Below are 18,213 nucleotides of genomic sequence, written 5' to 3'. Positions count from 1 at the left end.
TCAGAGTGATCAGAACCGGTGGTTCTGAGCGATCACTCTTCACCCCCTTGACTCAAGGGGGCTCCGGAAAGCAGAGAGTTGTTCCGCGATGCTCAGATCTGCCCGGCGCTTTTTGGCTTACCAGCCCCAGACTGCGACGCCGGCCCAAAGCGCGGGACTGGCATCGGGATATTGCTGCACGAGCGCGAGCTGCGCCTGACGCAGGGCCTGCGCCGGCCGCTGCGCGGCAAGGTGCGGATCGGCGTAGAAACCGTCCATGAGCTCGGGCATGGCGGCATCGTCGACCGGCCACAGCGTCGCGACGACATGCCGCGCGCCGGCCTGCAGGAAGGCATAAGCGACGCCGAACGTTCCCTCGTCCTGTACCGCACGGCCGGTCGCGGTATCGCAGGCACCGAGCACCACCAGCGCCGCCGCCAGGCGGCTTGCGCCGATGCGGCGTGCGGACAGGAAACCGTCGATGTCACGGCCCTGCGCGTCGAACAGCGACAGCACCAGGCCTGAGCCGCTGGCACCGTTACGGTCACCGGCGCCATGTGTCGCGAAATGTAGAATGTCAAAGTTATCCATGTCGTCGCGCCGCAACGCAGTGAGATTGGCATCGAGGCCGGCGAGCAGCGTGCTGTGCGCAGCACCGAGCCGCTCGCCCACACGGCGGATTTCGTCGCCGCTGCCGCGCAGGCGGCGCGGCGAATTGCGCAGCGCCACGCCGGACTGGACCGCTTGTGGCGCGGCGCCGAGGCGCGGGTCGTCGCGGCTGTAGACCGGATCGCCGATCAGCAGCGCGGCGAAGTCCTGCGTCAGCGCGCGCACCGGCGCCCGTCGCAGCAGCCAGGTCGCCGGCAGCAGGGCCAGCTCGTGCCGTTCGAGCAGGTACGACGGCGTCTCGCCACAGCGCAGCGCGGCGAACGGCAGGCCGTCCAACGCGGTATCGCTGACCACCAGTACCCGCCGCGTGTCGACCCAGCCCGCGATCGGACGCCAGACCAGCTCGCAGGCGCGCGTGAGTTCTTCGCGCCAGTCGCCGGCCATGCCCCCGGGCGTCGCGCCCAGGCTGGCCCGCACCCGTTGCACCGCCGCAGTCAGTTCGTACTGCGCGGCCAGCCGGGCGGAGCGCATCGCGTCGCGCTGCACGACCCAGACATAGCCCGCCTCGGGCAGCGTGCGATAGACGACCAGCGTGGTGTCCGCGGGCAACGCCTGCTGCAGCTGCATCAGCGACATCTCATCGGCCGCTGACGCCGGATCCCGCGCCGAGGCGACGCTGTCGAGTGAACGCAGCGCGGCTTCGGCGCTGCGGATGTCCGCGTCGAGACGGCGGCGGCGCTCGTCGACGCTGCCGTCTTCCGGCGTCGTGCGGCGCTCGCCGCCGGCGGCCGAGGGCCGCGTGGGCGCACGCACGATGCTCGCGTCGTTCTGCAGCTTCCAGCGCAGCAGCGCGAGCGCGGCCAATCGCGCCAGTACCCGTTCGCGCTCGGCTTCGCCAGCCGCGTCGGTCGCCGCGGGCAAGGGCATCGCATCGAGGTGGCTGCGCAGGCTGCGCGCACGAAAGCGAGCGCTGAGGCTCAGCGCGTCGGCCGCGCGCCGGTAGCCACCCTCGGCGTCGACGTCGCTCATCAGCAGCGTCAGCAGGCCGACCTGCGCGGCACGCTGACCGGCGAGAAAAGTCGCCCGCTGTTCCAGGTCGAAGACATACGAGCCCGCCTTATCCACCGCGTCGACGGCCTTGCGGTAGGCCACCTCGGCGGCCGCGCCGCGTCGCTGGGCCCACAACGCGTCGGCAACGAGCGTCTGCGCTTCGATGTGCTGCAGTTGGGTCAGTCGTGCGGACTTCAATGCGGCTTCGGCGAAGCGCTGTGCCTGGACCGCGTCGCCGCGCTGCAGCGACAGGTGGCCGAGCTCGATGCGGGCGAGGTCATGAAGATCGCCGCGGTCGATGTCGGCGCTGCCGTCATGGGCCTGCTGCGCTGCCTTCAGGGCTGCCGCCGGGTCGCCACTGCGCCGGTAGATGCGTGCGGCACGCAGCTGACTGTCGACGACGAGCTGCGGCCGGGTCGTCACGGTCGACGCCAGGGCCACTGCCATCGCCCGATCGACCGACGCGCGTGCCTCGGCCGCCTCCCCGTTGGCGAGCTGCGCCTCGGCCAGGCGCGACAGCGTGATGACGATTTCGTCAGCGCGGTTGAGCTTTTCCGTCCGTTCCAGCGCGCTCTTGAGCAGGTCGACCGCGTACGCGGAGTCGCCGAGCAGCATGCGCACTGCGCCCTGGTTGCGCAGCGTGCGCGCCTGCCCCTGCAGGTCAACCGCGTACGCCTTGCCCGCGCGTTCGAAGCCGTCCAGCGCCTGGGTCAGACGGCCGCGCCCGAACTGCACCAGCGCCAGGTTGTTGAGTGCGTCGGCGCTGCCGCGGTGGTCGTGGAAAGACAGCGAGCGCTGCACCGATTCCTCGAAGTACCCGGCGGCGCGCGCCGTGTCGCCGAGCTGCCAGTACGCGCCGCCGAGGTTGTTCAGCGCAATGGCGATGCGCTGCCCGTCGCCGCTGGCCTGCGACAGCGCCAGCGCGTCTTCGAAGCAGGCGCGCGCGGCGGGACCGCTGTCGAACAATGCCTCGCTCAGGCAGATGTTGTTCGCGATCAGCGCACGCAACAGGGTGTCGTCCACGCCGTCCAGGGCGGCGAGCGCCTCGCGAAGTGCCGGCAACGCCTGCGTCGCGTCGCCTATTCGGTAGTGATGCATGCCGAGGTTATTCAGCGCCGAGGCGAGGCCGCGCATGTCGCGGAGCCGCCTCCACACCGGCAGCGACTCGCTCAGCGCCACGACCGCCGCGGCGCGGTCCGACTGACGTACGAGGATGCGTTCGCGCAAGCCGACACAATGCAGGTAGCCGCGCTCGTCGGCGACGGCGCGGCGGTCCGCGCACAGCGTCGCCGCGCGCGTCGCGGTTTCCGCTTCCGTGGCGAGCTTGGGGTCGTTCAAGCGCTGGACGAGCGCAGTCTCTTCCAGGTCCAGGGCGAAGCCGCGGCCGGCTGTGGCCGGATCGACGGTCTGGAGTTCCAGCCTGACCGTGCCGGCTGGCGATCCCATGCGCGGCGCGCGCAGGCGCAGCCGCAGGTCCGGCGTGGCGTCGGCCAGCGCGACGCGATGTTCGCCCCAGCGCAGCAGATCGTCGTCTTCGAACAGCCAGCGCGCGGAACCGGAAAGCAGTTCGGCCTGAACGTCGATGCCGCGTTCGACGACGCGCAGGCGCAGGGGCGGCGCGGCGGCTATTTCGATGTAGTGATCGCGGTCCGCGCCGGGCTGTAGGTCCACGTCCAGCGGGACTCCTGGACGCAGCGTCGCCATTGCCGGATCCGGCGCGACCCGCAGCACCGCGGCGGGTGGCGGCGGCGGAGTCGATCGCCGCAGCGGCAGCCAGGCCAGCACGGCGCCCGCGACACAGACGGCCAGCGCCGCGCCGCGCCAGGCACGCGCGCGGCTGTCGTGAGTCGTGTCTCTGGCTGGTGGCTGCACCCTGCGTCCCTTCCCCGGCGCGGTGTCGTCGCCCGAGTTTACCCATGTGCACCGCCCGCGCGCGGGCATGGCCCCGGCCCGGCTACAATCCGGCCCTATGCCCTCCTTCGATATCGTTTCCAAGCTCGACGCGCACGAAATCTCCAATGCGGTCGACCAGGCCAATCGCGAGCTCGACAAGCGCTTCGATTTCCGTGGCGCCGACGCCAGCTTCGAGCTGTCCGACGGCGTCGTCACCCTCAAGGCCGACGCCGAGTTCCGCCTCAAGCAGATGCAGGAAGTGCTGTTCCAGCGCCTGGTCGCGCGCGGCATCGACATCCGCTGTGCCGAGGTGGCCGACCCCGAGACCAACCTGTCCGCGGCGCGGCAGAAGGTCACGCTCAAGCAGGGCGTGGACCAGCCGCTCGGCAAGAAGATCATCAAGCTGCTCAAGGACGCCGGCCTCAAGGTGCAGGCACAGATCCAGGGCGACCAGCTGCGCGTCAACGGCAAAAAGCGCGACGACCTGCAGGTCGCCATCGCCTTCCTGCGCAAGAGCGAGGACATCGACATGCCGCTGCAGTACGAAAATTTCCGCGACTGACCCCGGCCATGCTCGAAGTCACACCGCAGATCCGCATCCACGACGACGAGCTCAGCGAGAGCTTCGTGCGTTCGTCCGGCCCGGGCGGGCAGAACGTCAACAAGGTCGCCAGCGCGGTGGAGCTGCGTTTCGACGTGGCCAACTCGCCCTCGCTGCCCGACGCTGTGCGCGCACGGCTGCTTGCGCGCCGCGACCGCCGCCTGACCGACGAGGGCGTGCTGGTGATCTCCGCGAGCCGCTTCCGCGACCAGGGGCGCAATCGCGAGGACGCGCGCGAGCGCCTGGCCGAGATCGTGCGCGCCGCCACGGTGGTGGCGAAGAAGCGCATTGCGACCAAGCCGAGCAAGGGTTCGCAGGAGCGTCGCCTGCAGGAGAAGAAGACCCGCTCCGCACACAAGGCCGGCCGCGGCAAGAACTGGAAAGACGAGTGATCGAGCAGCACCTGCCCTACGCCGGCACGCGGCCGTCGCACGTTCCGCTATCGCCGCAGACGCCGCTGCGCCGCTTCTTCGGCTGGCTGTTGCGCTTCTGCGGCTGGAAGCTCGTCGGCCAGTTTCCGGACATTCCAAAGCTGGTCTTCGTGGCCGCGCCGCATTCCTCCTGGTGGGACGGCGTCTGGGGGCTGATGTTCAAGGCCGCCATCGGACTGGACGCATCGTTCATGGCCAAGAAAGAGCTGTTCCGGGGTCCGCTGGGCTGGCTGCTGCGGCGCATGGGTGGCATCCCGATCGAGCGCGGCGCCGCGAACGGCGTGGTCGAGCAGATGGTCGAGCGCTTCGACGCGAGTGAGCGCCTTTGGCTCGGCATCGCCGCGGAAGGCACACGCAAGACGGTGACAAAGTGGAAATCGGGATTCTGGCAAATTGCGCGCGCGGCCGGCGTGCCGGTCATGACGCTGTACTTCCACTATCCGGAGAAGACCATCGGCATCGGCCCGGTGTTCGAGCTCACCGACGATCGCGAGGCGGATATCGCGCGCATACGGGAGTTCTACCGGCCGTGGCGCGGCAAGAATCGCGGAGCTTGAGAACAGGAAAGAGTGAAGAGAAGTGAGAAACGAGTAGAAGCAGCGCGCTTGCAGACTGTTTTCTCACTCCTCTCCACTTTTTTCGTCTGCTGTCGTCGTACTGTCATCGACCGCACGCACGCTGGCGCATATGACCGCCCTGCTGCTGCCTGCCCTGCTCTGCCTGACCCTCGCCGGCTTTGCCTGCGCAGCGGCGTGGAGCCGCAACGAACCAGGCCATGCACGCCGCTGGGACGCGGCGTTCGCTTTCATCGTCGGTGCCGCGGCGGCGGAACTCGTGCTGCTGGCCTCGCCGCTGAGCATGATGTTCCCGTGGGCCGCCACGCTTGGCCTCGTGTTTCCGATGCTGGCCGGCCCATTCTGGTGGCGCAGCCGGCACGGCCGCCAGCACTGGTCGTGGCGGCGCTGGGTGTTGCAGCTGGTACCCGGCATCACGCTGCTGCTGTCCACAATCGCCACAGTTGCCGGTTTCGACGCGACAAACTGGACCGCGGACAACCTGCCGTCGATCGCGCTGGTGATCGGCGCCTCGGTGCTAAATCTCGCCGCCGGCGCAGTGCGCTGGCCGCGTCCGCGACGCGCGGCCGGACGGCGCTGGATCCTGCGCTGAGCATGCCCTCACCGGCATTGCCACAGGTCATCTCTGTAGTCCGTTCACTCGAACAACCGCGGCATCGAGGTTGACTACCATCGAAACGGGCTTCACTCGACCTTGAGCTAACTCAGTCCGGAAGAGTTCGAGCTGTCCTCCTCGTCGCTTCAAGCCTGAACGCGTGTCCGCGACTCGGGGGCGAGATCAACATCAACCGGTTCCGGTTAGCTAGATGTGGTTCAACACGTCGCGCCGCCGCGATCCCTCACACGTCCCCGTCGCTGAGCCACCCTTCGCCCGTGCCGCGCTGGTAGACGGTGTCGCTGTCGAGCACATCGCCGGCCGGGTGCGAGGCGGCATCGGCAAGACGCGCATACAGCGGCGTGAAGTCCGGCCGGGTCGCTTCGATGAGCTGTTCGTAGCTGTCGATGACGAAGTAGGTCTTCTGGTAGGTGTCGATGCGATAGCGCGTGCGCATCACGCGTTCGAGATCGAAGCCGATGCGGTTCGGCGCATCGGATTCGAGGCTGTAGATCGATTCGCCCTTGGAGCTGACGATGCCGGCGCCGTAGATGCGCAGGCCTTCGGGCGTGTCGATCAGGCCGAATTCGACCGTGTACCAATACAGCCGCGTGAGGTTGGCCAGGGCTTCGGGCGCGATGGCCGCGGCCTTGACGCCGCCCGCGCCATAGGCCTGCATGTAGTCGGCGAAAACCGGATTCAGTAGCAGCGGCACGTGGCCGAACAGGTCGTGGAACAGGTCAGGCTCGGCCAGATAGTCCAGCTGTTCGGGCTTGCGTATCCACCAGGTCACCGGAAAGCGCCGGCTGGCCAGATGTTCGAAAAAGGTCAGCTCGGGCAGGAGCCCTTCGACGGCGATGAGTTCCCAGCCGGTGGTTTCGGCAAGCACGCGATTGAGTTCGCTGAACTTCGGGATCGTATCGGCCGACATGCCGAAACGTTCCTGGTTTTCGACGAACTCATTGGCTGCGCGGCCGACGAGCAGTTCACGCTGGCGCTTGAACAGCGTCGCCCAGGTTTCATGATCGGTCGCGGTATACGTGTCCCACGGCTGCTCGATGACGCGCGTCGTGTAGACCGGCACATAGCCCTTGTCGGTGAGCTGGTGTTCGACGCGTTCGGCGACGGTCTGCATGCGACTACTCCGGCGAGAGCGCAAACGGCTGCGCGACCTGGGCAGTGTAGGCGCAGCGGTGCGCAACAGGATTGCTTTGTTGCGCTGTAATCCGGATTTAGCGCAAGATTCCACCGAATTAACGGCAATTCGCGCAATTTCTATGACGGACAGCGAGCTGGACAGGATCGACCTGCGTATCCTCGAGGTGTTGCAGCGTGACGGCCGCATCACCAACGCCGAACTGGCCGAGACCATCAGCCTGTCGGCGTCGGCCTGCCTGCGCCGGGTGCAGCGACTCGAGCAGACCGGCGTGATCAGCGGCTATGCGGCCCGCGTCGAACCGCGCGCGGTCGGCCTCGGCCTGCAGGCCTTCGTGCGCGTGCAGCTCGCGCGCCACGACGCGCAGTCGATCGAACATTTCATCCAGCGCGTGACCGAATCCGGCGAAGTCGTCGCCTGCCATGCGCTGACCGGCGACATGGACTACCTGCTTCACGTCGTCGTCGAGGACCTCGATCATTTCTCGCGCTTCCTGCTCGACCGCCTGCTCAACGACTCGGGCGTGGCGGACGTGAATTCGAGCTTCGTGCTGCGCACGGTCAAACAGACCGGCGCGCTGCCGCTGTAGCGCACTCGCGTCAATCGGCCTGGACGCGGACCTGCGCCGGATCACGACAGCGCAGCCAGCCGATGCGCCGGCTGCCGCCAGCGCGAAGGTCGGCTTCGGCCGTGCGCTCGAAGTGCAGCCTGTCGCCGCGCACCGCGATATAGCCGTTCGCGCCATCGGCGGCGCTGCAGTCGCCGTCGATACGCAACCGCGCCGGCAGTGGCGCATCGAGATTGCCGTCGCTGTGCAGCACGAGATCCAGCGGCCCGTCCGCCGCTGCCTGTAGTGCGATGCGAAGCCGCGCTTGCAGCGGCTGCCCTTCGATCACCGCACGCAGCGTGCGCAGCGACCAGGCACGTTCGTCGCCCTCGCGCGGCAGGCGGAACCAGGCGAAGCCGGCGAGATTCGGATAGGCGCGCGCACTCAGCTGCGCGATCAGCGTCACCACCTCGCGCGGATCGACCTTGAGTTCGCGAGAGCCGGCGCTGCGCAGCGGCAGGCGTTGCTCGCTCTCGACCGCGGCGATGCGGCCGTCGAGATCGAGTTTCAGCCGCGCCCCATAGGCCGGCAGCGCGACGAGAAACGGCTTGTTCGCGCTGCGCCGCGACCAGTCGGCAACCCATTGCGCCGCGAGCACGGGATCGAACAGGCCACTGGCCGGATCGCGCACCGCGTGCACCTGGAGCGCGCTGGAATCGACCTGGGCCAGCACCGCATCGAGTTCCGGCGCGTTGCGCCAGGCCGGCAGCGCGGTGATCGACAGTGCACCGGTCTTGAGCACCTTCGCGCGAATATCGGCGAGCAGGCGCGCATAGTCGGCGAGCTTCGAGGTCGCGCAGTCGTAGTCGATTTCGAGCGTGCCGCCGCCATGGCCCTCGCTGCGCCAGCGCCGAAGTTCCTGATCGATCAGACCCGGCACGCGCTCGCGTAGTCGCGCGTCGGGCAGCGAACCGTCTATGCGCACGACCGCGGTCACGGGCAGGCCGGTCGCCTTCAATGCGGCCCAGTCAACGTTCTGGCTCGTCGCGATGTAGCCCGTGCGGTCCACCTGCAGCACAAGCACGCGCAGCGACGCCGCGAACGCGCGCGATTCGGCGACCGCGGCAACCAGAGACGGGTCCCACGAGCGTTGCCAGATGTAGAGGCTGTGGGGAAGCCTCGGCGCGGGTGGGGCGCTGCACGCCGACGGCAGGGCCGCGATCGCGATCAGTAGGCTTGCGCAAGCCGGCTGCAATATCCGGCGCCATCGCGAGGCGCGCCTCACGCCGGCAAGCTACGCACTACGGACGATGTCGCGGCGCGACGCGCGTGCGCCGACACCGCGTCAATGCACCGTCGGCGGCGCATCGTCATCCCGGCGTCGGCGCGGAAATTCCAGGATCACGCCGCGATCGTCCGGCACGCGCTGCCACAACACCGGCACCTGCGCCGGCCGCGGCAGCTCGTAGGTATCCGTCTCGGCGGCCAGTGCAGCGGCCGCGGCTTCTTCCTCGAGTTCCCAGCTCGGCCGCGGCAGCGGTGTCGGCGGATCGCGCTGCTGCCAGAGGAACGCGGCAATCGTCCCGGCCAGCGCGCCACTGAGGTGCGCTTCCCACGACACGCCGATCTCGCGCGGCAGCACGGTCACCAACATGCCGCCGTAGAGGAAGAACACGACCATCGCGACGACCATCGCATTACGGTCGCGCCGCAGCAGTCCGAGCACGAACAGGTAGAACATCAGGCCGTGCGTCACGCCGCTCGCGCCGATATGCCAGGACGGCCGGCCGATCAGCCAGGTGCCCACGCCGCCGAGTAGCCAGATGAAAATCAGCGCGCGCCAGGAACCGCTGGGATAGGTGAAGCGTGCCAGCGCCAGCAGGACTGCCAGTGGCAGGCTGTTCATGATCAGGTGCTCGAACGATCCGTGCACCAGCGGCGACGTCAGCACACCGAGCAGACCGCTCGCGTCCAGTGGACGCACGCCGAAATCGCTGAAGTCCAGGCCGGCGGCGACTTCGATGAACTTCACGAGCCAGAGCACGGCGACGAACGCCAGGGCGAGCAGGCTCGCGCGCTTGAGCTGTGGGGTATCGCGTGGGGGAACAGTAGCGGTCGTATCCATTGGCGCGAGGTTGGGGCAGTGCCGGGGCAGTCAAGGGAACGGTACAGGCCAGCCGGAAGCACGCAATGCCGGTCCGGATGTCAGGTCCCGGCACGGGCCGCGGCGCAATAGCGCAATCGGCGACGTCCATGCCACCGGATTGCGCAAGCCAGACGCCACAGTCCCGGCCAACAATGCGCTACGACCTTTTGCAGGGGCGGCACGCAGGCGGCATGGGCTAGCCTTGACGGATCGTCCGGGAGAGAACCATGTCGCCATTCCGTATCGCCGCGTCGCTGCTTGCCCTGGCTCTGGCCTTCCCGGTCATCGCCGCCGATTCCGCTGCCGACCGCTTCAAGGACCTGTACGAGCGCGAATGGACCTGGCGCCTGCGCGAGAGCCCGCAGTTCGCAAGCTACCTCGGCGACCGTTCGCGCGACGCCGAGCTCGGCCACGTCGACGAGCCCAGCCAGCTGCGCCGGCTGAAGGCACTGGAAGGGTTCCAGCGCGAACTCGACGCGATTCCCGCCGAGCAGCTCGATCCCGCCGACGCGATCAACTACGCGATCTATCGCAACCAGCTCGCCAATCGCATCAACGGCCTGCGGCTCAAGGACTATCTCCTGCCGATGACATCGGATTCGAGCTTCTACGCCGACCTGATGCAGATGCCCGAATCGCAGAAGCTCAAGACCACGGCCGACTACCGCACCTACATCGCCAAGCTCGCCGCGATCCCGGCCTATTTCGACGAGCACATCGTGCTGCTGCAGCAGGGCGTCAGGATCGGCATGACCTTGCCCCAGGTCGTGCTGCAGGGCCGCGACGGCCCGCTGCGCGAGATTGCCGAAGGCAAGGACCTCGCGAAGAATCCGTTCTATCAGCCGTTCACGAAGCTGCCGTCCGACATCCCCGCCGAGGACGCCGAGGCGCTGCGCCGCGAGGGAGAGGAGGCGGTGCGCAAGCATGTCGTGCCGGCATACGCGAAACTGCTGAAATACTTCGTCGACGACTATGTGCCGCAGGCGCGCAAGACCCTCGGCGCGTATTCGATGCCAAACGGCAAGGACTACTACCAGCATCAGATCCGCGAATACACGACGCTCGATTCCACGCCGGAGGAAATCCACGGGATCGGCCTGCGCGAAGTGGCACGGATTCGGGCAGAAATGGAAAAAGTCATGAAGGATGCGAAGTTCGACGGGGACTTCGCCGCGTTCCTGACCTTCTTGCGCAGCGACGCGCAGTTCTACGCCAAGACCCCGCGCGAACTGCTGATGATCGCGCGCGACATCGCCAAGCGCATCGACGGCGAGCTGCCGAAATACTTCGGCAAGCTGCCGCGCCTGCCCTATGGTGTCGTGGCGGTGCCAGCGGCGATCGCGCCTTACTACACCACCGGGCGCTACAGCGGCGCACCGGCCGACGGCAAGACCGCCGGCTTCTATTGGGTCAATACCTGGAAGCTCGAGGCGCGCCCGCTGTATGCGTTGCCCGCGCTGACGCTGCACGAAGCCGTGCCCGGCCATCATCTGCAGGGCGCGCTGGCCAACGAACAGGGCGAGCAACCGCCGTTCCGCCGCTACAGCTATATCTCGGCCTTCGGCGAAGGCTGGGCGCTGTACGCAGAACACCTCGGCGTCGAGATGGGCATCTACGAAACGCCGTACGAACAGTTCGGCCGCCTGACCTATGAAATGTGGCGCGCCTGCCGCCTGGTCATCGACACCGGCATCCATGCCAAGCAGTGGACCCGCGAACAGGCGCTCGCGCTGCTGCGCGACAATTCCGCGCTGTCCGAGCACGAGATCACGACCGAGGTGGATCGCTACATCTCCTGGCCCGGCCAGGCGCTGAGCTACAAGCTCGGCGAACTGCGCATCCGCGAGCTGCGCGCCAAGGCCGAACGCGAGCTCGGCACGCGCTTCGATCTGCGCGCGTTCCACGACGCGGTGTTATCGCTGGGCTCGGTTCCCCTGCCGCTGCTCGACCAGCGCGTCGACCAGTTCATCCGCGAGAACCGGGCCGCGCCGTAGGCATTTCACCGCATCGCGACCTTGCTTGCCGTTAGATCCGCGGGAGGCCGCGCCGGCAAGCAGACGGTCTGGCAGTTCGGCACTCTTTTGAGTCCGTGTTTTTCGACCGATGCAACGCACGACCTGCGCCGGGAAAACGCGACGGGGCGCAAGACCGCCTTGTACCGCAGAACGCCGCGGCAACTTTCGAGGGACTGCCGAATCGCCACACCGATGCGCCGGCGCCAAAGGGGGCTGCGTGCTATTCGATGTGCGTACGGCGATGCTGATGGCAGCAGGTATCACGGCGATGCTGGCTCTCTGCCTTGCCGTGACGTTGCGCCGCTATCGGGCGCCCGTGGGCGAGGCCACGACGCTCTGGATACGCGGCACCGTGCTGCAGTCGCTGGCCTGGTTTGCCTTGTGCCTGCGCGACGACGTCCCCGATCTGGTGTCGGTGCTGCTCGGCAACCTGCTGATCTGCCTGGCCTACGCCGAGTATCCGCGAGCGCTGCGCGCGCTCCACGCCGACGCCCGGCATTGGTACGTGCCACAGGCCATCGCTGTCTGGGTACTGGTCCCCGTGGTGTTCTTTACCTGGATTGCGCCCAGCGTGCCGATGCGTACCGTCGCGACGTCGGCCGTCGTGCTGATCCTGCTGGTTCTCGGCGCCCGCGAGGCCGTTTGCACGTCACCACGGCCCTGGCCTACCAGCCACCGCATCACCGCCGCCACCTTTCTCGTCGGGGCCGCGATGCTGCTGGTGCGCATCGGGTTCGAATCGTGGAACCCGTTGCCGCTGACGAGCGGCGTCGCCGCGACGCCGATGCAGAGCCTGACCTTCGGCTATCTGACCCTGGCCCCGGTCATCGCTACCTTCGGCTTCGTGCTGATGTGCAGCGAAACCACGCGCGCCGAGTTCGAGAAGCTCGCTGCGACCGATCCGCTGACCGGCGCGCTCAACCGCCGCATGCTCGAACAGCTCGCCCATAGCCACATTTCCCACGCGATGCGCCACGGCCATGCGCTATCGGTCCTGCTGCTGGACGCCGATCACTTCAAGGACATCAACGACGCCCACGGCCATGACGTCGGCGATCAGGTGCTGCAGGGCGTGGTGCGCGTCGTCCAGAAGCAGCTGCGTCCCGGCGATCTGATCGGCCGCCTCGGCGGCGAGGAGTTCGTCGTGATCCTCAGCGAGACCGACGCCCTGGAAGCCACCCAGGTCGCCGAGCGCCTGCGCGGCGCGGTCGCCGATCTCGATCTCGAGGTCAACGAGGGAAGCACGCCGCTGGCGCTGTCCATCAGCATTGGCGTGGCCACCCTGGGCGATCATGGTCCGGACTTCCACGAACTGCTCCGCCGCGCCGACCGCGCCATGTACGTGGCCAAGCGCGGCGGGCGTAACCGCGTCGTCACCGGCGAAATACCGCTGGTGTGACGCGCAGTCCGGCCGTTGCGGCTGCGAAAAAAAGAGGGGCAGCCTCACGGCCGCCCCCAGTGTCGCCTTCTGACGTGCTTGCTTACTGACTATTTGGAAATATCCACGTCCTTGGTCTCGCGCAGGAACAGGCTGCCGATGACGAAGGTGAACAGCGCGATCACGATCGGATACCACAGACCCTGGTAGATGTTGCCGGTGGCCGCGACCAGGGCGAAGGCGGTGGTCGGCAGGAAGCCGCCGAACCAGCCGTTGCCGATGTGGTACGGGAGGCTCATCGAGGTATAGCGGATGCGCGTCGGGAACAGTTCCACCAGCCATGCCGCGATCGGGCCGTAGACCATCGTCACGTACAGCACGAGGATGGCCAGCAGCACGAACACCATGAAGCGGTTGATCTGGGTCGGATCGGCCTTGTCGGGGTAGCCCGCTCCGGCGACGGCCGTCGCCATGGCGCCGGTGAAGGTCGTGATCTGCGTCTTGAACTGATCGGCCGAAAGACCCGCACCGTCGAAGCTCGGAATGACCTGGCTGCCGATCTTGACGCTGGCCACGCTGCCCGCGGGCGCTGCTTCGTTGACGTACGGAATGTTCTTGCCCGCCAGGTAGCCCTTGACGATGTCGCAGGAGCTACGGAAGGTCACATGCGATTTCAGCTCACCAGGCACGAACTGGAACGCGCACTGCTGTGGATCCGCGACCACGGTGATCGGCGAGGCCGCGCTGGCCGCTTCGAGTGCCGGGTTACCGTAGTGGGTCAGGGCTTTGAAGATCGGGAAGTAAGTCAATGCGGCGATCAGGCAGCCCGCCATGATGATGGGTTTGCGGCCTATCTTGTCCGACAGCCAGCCAAACACCACGAAGAAGGGCGTCGCCGCCAATAGTGCCGCGGCCATGAGCAGGTTCGCCGTCGTCGCGTCTATCTTCAGTGTCTGGGTCAGGAAGAACAGCGCGTAGAACTGACCCGCGTACCAGACCACGGCCTGTCCGGCCGTCGCACCGAGCAGCGCGAGCAGCGCGATCTTGCCGTTGCTGGAGAAGAAGCTGTCCTTGATCGGCGACTTCGAACCCTTGCCTTCGGCCTTCATCTGCTGGAACAGCGGCGATTCGTTGAGCTGCAGGCGGATCCATACCGAAATACCGAGCAGCAGGACCGAGAGCAGGAACGGTATGCGCCAGCCCCAGGATTCGAAGGCTTCGCTGCCGAGCCAGGTGCGGCAACCCAGGATCACGAGCAGGGACAGGAACAGGCCGAGCGTCGCGGTGGTCTGGATGAAGCTCGTGTAGAGACCACGCTTGCCCGCGGGCGCATGTTCGGCGACATAGGTCGCCGCGCCGCCGTATTCACCACCCAACGCCAATCCTTGCAAAAGTCGCAACGTGATCAGAATCACCGGCGCGGCAATGCCGATGCTGGCGTAGCTCGGCAGGATGCCGACCAGGAAGGTCGACAGACCCATGATCACGATCGTGACGAGGAAGGTGTACTTGCGGCCGATCAGGTCACCGAGGCGGCCGAACACGAGCGCGCCGAACGGACGCACGGCGAAGCCGGCGGCGAAGGCGAGCAGTGCAAAGATGAAGCCGCTGGTCGGACTGAGCGCGGTAAAAAACTGCTTGGCGATGATCGCCGCGAGCGAACCGTACAGATAGAAGTCATACCACTCGAACACCGTGCCGAGGCTTGATGCGAAGATGACGCGCTTGTGGCCCTGGGTGAGCGGTGCTCCGGCCGGTGCGGCAGAGTTGGGGACGCTAGCCATTGTGATGCTCCTCAGAACGAGTACTTGGCCATGAACTGCAGGCGATCGATGTCGCCCTCGGCACCGCTCTCGAGTTCACGCCGACCAACCATGTATTCGACGCCCACATCGAGCTTGGGCAGCGGCGAATAGATGAAGTTGAGGCGGAAGCTCTGCGAGCTCTTGGTGACGCCGGTTCCGGTGAAGGCCACGGGATTGTCGTAGTCGCTGCGTGCGAACATCAGGTTGCTGCGCAGCTTCTTGTTGGCGAAGACATGCCGCCAGGCGACATAGCCGGCGAAGCCGTCGATGCCTTCCAGGTCGTTGTTGAGGTCGAGCACCGAATCGGACGTGACACCCAGGCCTATGTAGCGGCTGATCGCGCCGCCGCTCAGCTGATAGCGGATGTCGTTGCGTTCGCCGATATTGAACTTGCCGCTCACGCTGAGTGCGCCGCCGAACTGGCTGTCCTCGATCGCCGGTGTGGTGCCGGCGGCCAGACGATCGACACGCAGGTCGCGCAGCAAGCCGGCGACGCCGAAGTGGCCCCAGGTGCCTTTCCAGGTATAGCGCGCGGCCAGGTCGGGCACCGCACCGCGGTCGGAACTGGCCGCGGCGCCACCACCGCGCGGAATGATCGTGGTCTGCGGGTCCTCCAGCGAGATCTGGAAGTTTCCGGTGGTGTAGCGGATCTGCGGCTGACGCACGAACACCACGCCATCGGTCGGGCCGATGAAATCGACCGCCTCGGGCAATGCCGCCGTATCCATGAACGTGGACCAGGTCTGCCCGGCCAGCCATGTGTTCCAGTAGGCGTAAGCGTGGCGCAGCGTGACGCCGTAAGTGTTGGTCGCGTTCTCGTTGCCAAGTGCGCCGCCGAAGAAGTCCCATTCGACGAAAGCGCCGAGCTTGTCGTTGTTGTCGGTGACGGAATCAACGCCGATGCTCAGACGTGAGAACTTCGCGCCAGCGTCATAGTCGGTGCCCGAACCGCTGCCACCGACCGGCGTCTGCCCAGGCACATAGAGATCGCGGCCGCTGGCCGAGTCGGCAAGCTGGCCCGAGTCGGTGCGCGTGAGCATGAAGTCAGTCTTGATGAAACCGCCGATCTTCACCGTCGTGCCGGGATTGGCACCCGGCGTGAGCGTGGTGACCTGGATCGGCAGCTTCACGCCGGCAGCGGCAGGGCCGGCGGCAGCGGGCGCGACGGCGGGCGCCGCGGCAGTCGCCTTCTTCTGTGCGTCGACAGCGGCCTTCAATTCGGCCAGCTGCTGTTCGAGTTGCGCGATGCGGCCTTCGAGCGCTGCTTCGCTGCGGCTATCGGCCTGGGCCGCTCCGCTCAGCGATACCAGTAACGCGGCGGTCAGTACGGTGCGGCGTAGTGAAAAAAGATGCGAGATAGCCATGGAACGACCCCTCCCAAGGTGTGTGGCGCGCCGAGGTTGCGCCCCCTGACCAGGCACGCCTATTCGCCATTGGTCGAAGCAAGGTCGTGTTTCGACTAAAGTCGGATTGGTTGCGCGTAAGCCTCGGATACTGTTGATGCAATGCAGCAGGGGAGGGGCGCCGTCGGCGCGATACTTTGCTGATATATAGAAATATATAAAGGGATACCGTCATGTCGAACAAGATTTATCCGGTTGACGAAGCCTACGCAAAGCAGACGCGCATCACGCGCGCGCAGTACGAGGCGCTGTATGCCGAATCGGTCGACGATCCGGAAGGCTTCTGGGCGCGCACGGCGCAGCGGCTGGACTGGATCACTCCGTTCACGCAGGTCAAGGACGTGTCGTTCGCCGCCGACGATCTGCACATCCGCTGGTTCGGCGACGGTGCGCTGAACGTCTCGGCGAACTGCCTCGACCGCCATCTCGCCACGCGCGGCGACAAGACCGCCATCATCTTCGAAGGCGACGACCCGGCCGAGTCACGCCGCATCTCCTATCGCGAGCTGCATGCGGAGGTCTGCCGCGCGGCCAACCTGCTGCGCAACCTCGGCATCGCCAAGGGCGACCGTGTCGCGATCTATCTGCCGATGATTCCCGAGTCCGCCGTGGCCATGCTGGCCTGCGCGCGCATCGGCGCCGTGCACTCGGTCGTATTCGGCGGCTTTTCGCCGGACTCGCTGGCCGGGCGCATCGCCGACTCGCAATGCAAGCTCGTCATCACCGCCGACGAGGGGCTGCGCGGCGGCAAGAAGGTCGCCCTCAAGGCGAACGTGGACGAGGCGCTGACGCGGCCCGGCACGACGTCGGTGGAAACCGTGCTCGTGGTCCGCCGTACCGGCGCGCCGATCGCGATGCAGACCCCGCGCGACCGCTGGTGGAGCGCGCTGATCGCCGAGCAGCCCAGCGAGTGCGCGCCCGAAACGGTGAATGCCGAAGATCCTTTGTTCATCTTGTATACCTCGGGTTCGACCGGCAAACCCAAGGGCGTGTTGCATACCAGCGGCGGCTACCTGACCTACGTCAGCTACACCCACGAGTGCGTGTTCGACCTGCGCGAGGACGACATCTACTGGTGCACGGCCGACGTGGGCTGGGTCACCGGGCATTCGTACGTGGTCTACGGGCCCCTCGCCAACGGCGCCACGACGGTCATGTTCGAGGGGGTGCCGAACTGGCCGGACGTCAGCCGCTTCTGGCAGGTCGTCGACAAGCACGGGATCACCATCTTCTACACCGCGCCCACCGCGATCCGCGCGCTGATGCGCGAAGGCGAGGAACCGGTGCGGCGTACCTCGCGCGCGTCGATCCGCCTGCTCGGCACGGTCGGCGAACCGATCAATCCCGAAGCCTGGGAGTGGTATCACCGTGTCGTCGGCGACGGCCGCTGTCCGATCGTCGACACCTGGTGGCAGACCGAGACCGGCGGCGCGCTGATCACGCCGCTGCCGGGTGCGACCGACACCAAGCCGGGCTCGGCGACCAAGCCGTTCTTCGGCGTCAAGCCGGCCATCGTCGATGCCAACGGCGTCGTGCTGGAAGGCGCCTGCGAAGGCAACCTGATCCTGACCGACTCCTGGCCCGGCCAGATGCGCACGGTGTACGGCGACCACGAGCGCTTCGTCGACACCTACTTCCGCACCTATCCCGGCGCCTATTTCACCGGCGACGGCGCGCGTCGCGACGCGGACGGCTACTACTGGATCACCGGTCGCGTCGACGACGTGATCAACGTCTCCGGCCACCGCATCGGCACGGCGGAAGTCGAGAGCGCGCTGGTCTCGCATCCGAAGGTGGCCGAGGCCGCCGTGGTCGGCTGTCCGCACGACATCAAGGGCCAGGGCATCTATGCCTACGTCACGCTCAAGGTCGGAGAGATCGGCAGCGACGAGCTGCGCAAGGAACTCATCAACTGGGTGCGCAAGGACATCGGCCCGATCGCCTCGCCCGATTACCTGCAGTGGGCACCGGGCCTGCCCAAGACGCGCTCCGGCAAGATCATGCGCCGCATCCTGCGCAAGATCGCCGAG

General features: G+C 66.9%; 14 protein-coding genes. 8 read left to right on the top strand and 6 right to left on the bottom strand.

Translation table 11 applies throughout. The annotated features are described in order from the left end of the window. Positions 1-117: 117 nt before the first annotated feature. Positions 118-3,510 (bottom strand): CHAT domain-containing tetratricopeptide repeat protein, encoded by a 3,393-nt coding sequence (locus tag RUU78_RS05355; protein WP_313914434.1) that lies wholly within the window; start codon positions 3,508-3,510, stop codon positions 118-120. Between the two features lie 97 nt (positions 3,511-3,607). Here RUU78_RS05355 and RUU78_RS05350 point away from each other — a divergent pair, with 97 nt between their 5' ends. From RUU78_RS05350 to RUU78_RS05335, 4 genes are all read left to right on the top strand, one after another. After that, positions 3,608-4,093, top strand: coding sequence for a YajQ family cyclic di-GMP-binding protein (locus tag RUU78_RS05350; protein ID WP_313914432.1), 486 nt, complete (start codon positions 3,608-3,610; stop codon positions 4,091-4,093). Positions 4,094-4,101: 8 nt separating this feature from the next. Beyond that, positions 4,102-4,524, top strand: coding sequence for an alternative ribosome rescue aminoacyl-tRNA hydrolase ArfB (gene arfB / locus RUU78_RS05345; protein ID WP_313914430.1), 423 nt, complete (start codon positions 4,102-4,104; stop codon positions 4,522-4,524). Continuing rightward, on the top strand, positions 4,521-5,120 hold the full coding sequence (locus RUU78_RS05340) for a lysophospholipid acyltransferase family protein (protein WP_313914428.1): 600 nt from the start codon (positions 4,521-4,523) through the stop codon (positions 5,118-5,120). Before arfB ends, RUU78_RS05340 begins: the two co-directional genes overlap by 4 nt. A 130-nt stretch (positions 5,121-5,250) precedes the next feature. Further along, positions 5,251-5,730: a hypothetical protein gene (locus RUU78_RS05335; RefSeq protein ID WP_313914426.1), complete on the top strand. Its 480-nt coding sequence runs from the start codon at positions 5,251-5,253 to the stop codon at positions 5,728-5,730. A 247-nt stretch (positions 5,731-5,977) separates the two neighbouring features. Here the strand turns inward: RUU78_RS05335 and phhA are convergent, their stop codons facing one another. Continuing rightward, positions 5,978-6,868 (bottom strand): phenylalanine 4-monooxygenase, encoded by an 891-nt coding sequence (gene phhA, locus RUU78_RS05330; protein ID WP_313914424.1) that lies wholly within the window; start codon positions 6,866-6,868, stop codon positions 5,978-5,980. 142 nt (positions 6,869-7,010) lie between these two features. On the opposite strand from phhA, the gene RUU78_RS05325 reads away from it, so the two are divergent. Then, positions 7,011-7,478, top strand: coding sequence for an Lrp/AsnC family transcriptional regulator (locus RUU78_RS05325; RefSeq protein ID WP_313914422.1), 468 nt, complete (start codon positions 7,011-7,013; stop codon positions 7,476-7,478). 10 nt (positions 7,479-7,488) lie between these two features. Here RUU78_RS05325 and RUU78_RS05320 read toward each other — a convergent pair whose 3' ends face one another. Continuing rightward, complete coding sequence (locus RUU78_RS05320) at positions 7,489-8,520, bottom strand: DUF3142 domain-containing protein (protein WP_313914420.1); 1,032 nt, start codon at positions 8,518-8,520, stop codon at positions 7,489-7,491. Positions 8,521-8,781: 261 nt separating this feature from the next. Further along, positions 8,782-9,561, bottom strand: coding sequence for a rhomboid family intramembrane serine protease (locus RUU78_RS05315; protein ID WP_313914418.1), 780 nt, complete (start codon positions 9,559-9,561; stop codon positions 8,782-8,784). A gap of 248 nt (positions 9,562-9,809) precedes the next feature. Here RUU78_RS05315 and RUU78_RS05310 point away from each other — a divergent pair, with 248 nt between their 5' ends. Together RUU78_RS05310 and RUU78_RS05305 are read left to right on the top strand one after the other, a co-directional pair. Then, positions 9,810-11,576 (top strand): DUF885 domain-containing protein, encoded by a 1,767-nt coding sequence (locus RUU78_RS05310; RefSeq protein ID WP_313914415.1) that lies wholly within the window; start codon positions 9,810-9,812, stop codon positions 11,574-11,576. A gap of 268 nt (positions 11,577-11,844) precedes the next feature. Then, positions 11,845-12,996 carry a GGDEF domain-containing protein gene (locus RUU78_RS05305; protein WP_313914414.1) on the top strand — a complete coding sequence of 384 codons (1,152 nt, stop codon included), beginning with the start codon at positions 11,845-11,847 and terminating at the stop codon, positions 12,994-12,996. 89 nt (positions 12,997-13,085) lie between these two features. On the opposite strand, the gene RUU78_RS05300 is transcribed toward RUU78_RS05305, so the two are convergent. Both RUU78_RS05300 and RUU78_RS05295 read right to left on the bottom strand, forming a co-directional pair. Continuing rightward, positions 13,086-14,759 carry an MFS transporter gene (locus tag RUU78_RS05300; protein ID WP_313914412.1) on the bottom strand — a complete coding sequence of 558 codons (1,674 nt, stop codon included), beginning with the start codon at positions 14,757-14,759 and terminating at the stop codon, positions 13,086-13,088. Between the two features lie 11 nt (positions 14,760-14,770). Continuing rightward, positions 14,771-16,144 (bottom strand): DcaP family trimeric outer membrane transporter, encoded by a 1,374-nt coding sequence (locus RUU78_RS05295; RefSeq protein ID WP_313914410.1) that lies wholly within the window; start codon positions 16,142-16,144, stop codon positions 14,771-14,773. A 212-nt stretch (positions 16,145-16,356) separates the two neighbouring features. Between RUU78_RS05295 and acs the strand changes: the two genes are divergently transcribed. Beyond that, positions 16,357-18,213, top strand: a 1,857-nt coding sequence (gene acs / locus RUU78_RS05290; protein WP_313914409.1) for an acetate--CoA ligase, incomplete at its 3' end; no start/stop codon positions are given.

This window comes from Tahibacter sp., assembly GCF_032229445.1.
In the GTDB taxonomy this organism is placed as follows: domain Bacteria; phylum Pseudomonadota; class Gammaproteobacteria; order Xanthomonadales; family Rhodanobacteraceae; genus Tahibacter.
This window is presented reverse-complemented; position numbering and strand designations above follow the sequence as displayed.

What these genes read in the sequence shown, in the direction of transcription:
- arfB (WP_313914430.1), top strand. Translation starts at nt 4,102, where the DNA reads ATGCTCGAAGTCACACCGCAGATCCGCATCCACGACGACGAGCTCAGC.
- RUU78_RS05315 (WP_313914418.1), bottom strand. Translation starts at nt 9,561, where the DNA reads ATGGATACGACCGCTACTGTTCCCCCACGCGATACCCCACAGCTCAAG.
- RUU78_RS05295 (WP_313914410.1), bottom strand. Translation starts at nt 16,144, where the DNA reads ATGGCTATCTCGCATCTTTTTTCACTACGCCGCACCGTACTGACCGCC.
- RUU78_RS05310 (WP_313914415.1), top strand. Translation starts at nt 9,810, where the DNA reads ATGTCGCCATTCCGTATCGCCGCGTCGCTGCTTGCCCTGGCTCTGGCC.
- phhA (WP_313914424.1), bottom strand. Translation starts at nt 6,868, where the DNA reads ATGCAGACCGTCGCCGAACGCGTCGAACACCAGCTCACCGACAAGGGC.
- RUU78_RS05305 (WP_313914414.1), top strand. Translation starts at nt 11,845, where the DNA reads ATGGCAGCAGGTATCACGGCGATGCTGGCTCTCTGCCTTGCCGTGACG.
- RUU78_RS05335 (WP_313914426.1), top strand. Translation starts at nt 5,251, where the DNA reads ATGACCGCCCTGCTGCTGCCTGCCCTGCTCTGCCTGACCCTCGCCGGC.
- RUU78_RS05350 (WP_313914432.1), top strand. Translation starts at nt 3,608, where the DNA reads ATGCCCTCCTTCGATATCGTTTCCAAGCTCGACGCGCACGAAATCTCC.
- RUU78_RS05325 (WP_313914422.1), top strand. Translation starts at nt 7,011, where the DNA reads ATGACGGACAGCGAGCTGGACAGGATCGACCTGCGTATCCTCGAGGTG.
- RUU78_RS05300 (WP_313914412.1), bottom strand. Translation starts at nt 14,759, where the DNA reads ATGGCTAGCGTCCCCAACTCTGCCGCACCGGCCGGAGCACCGCTCACC.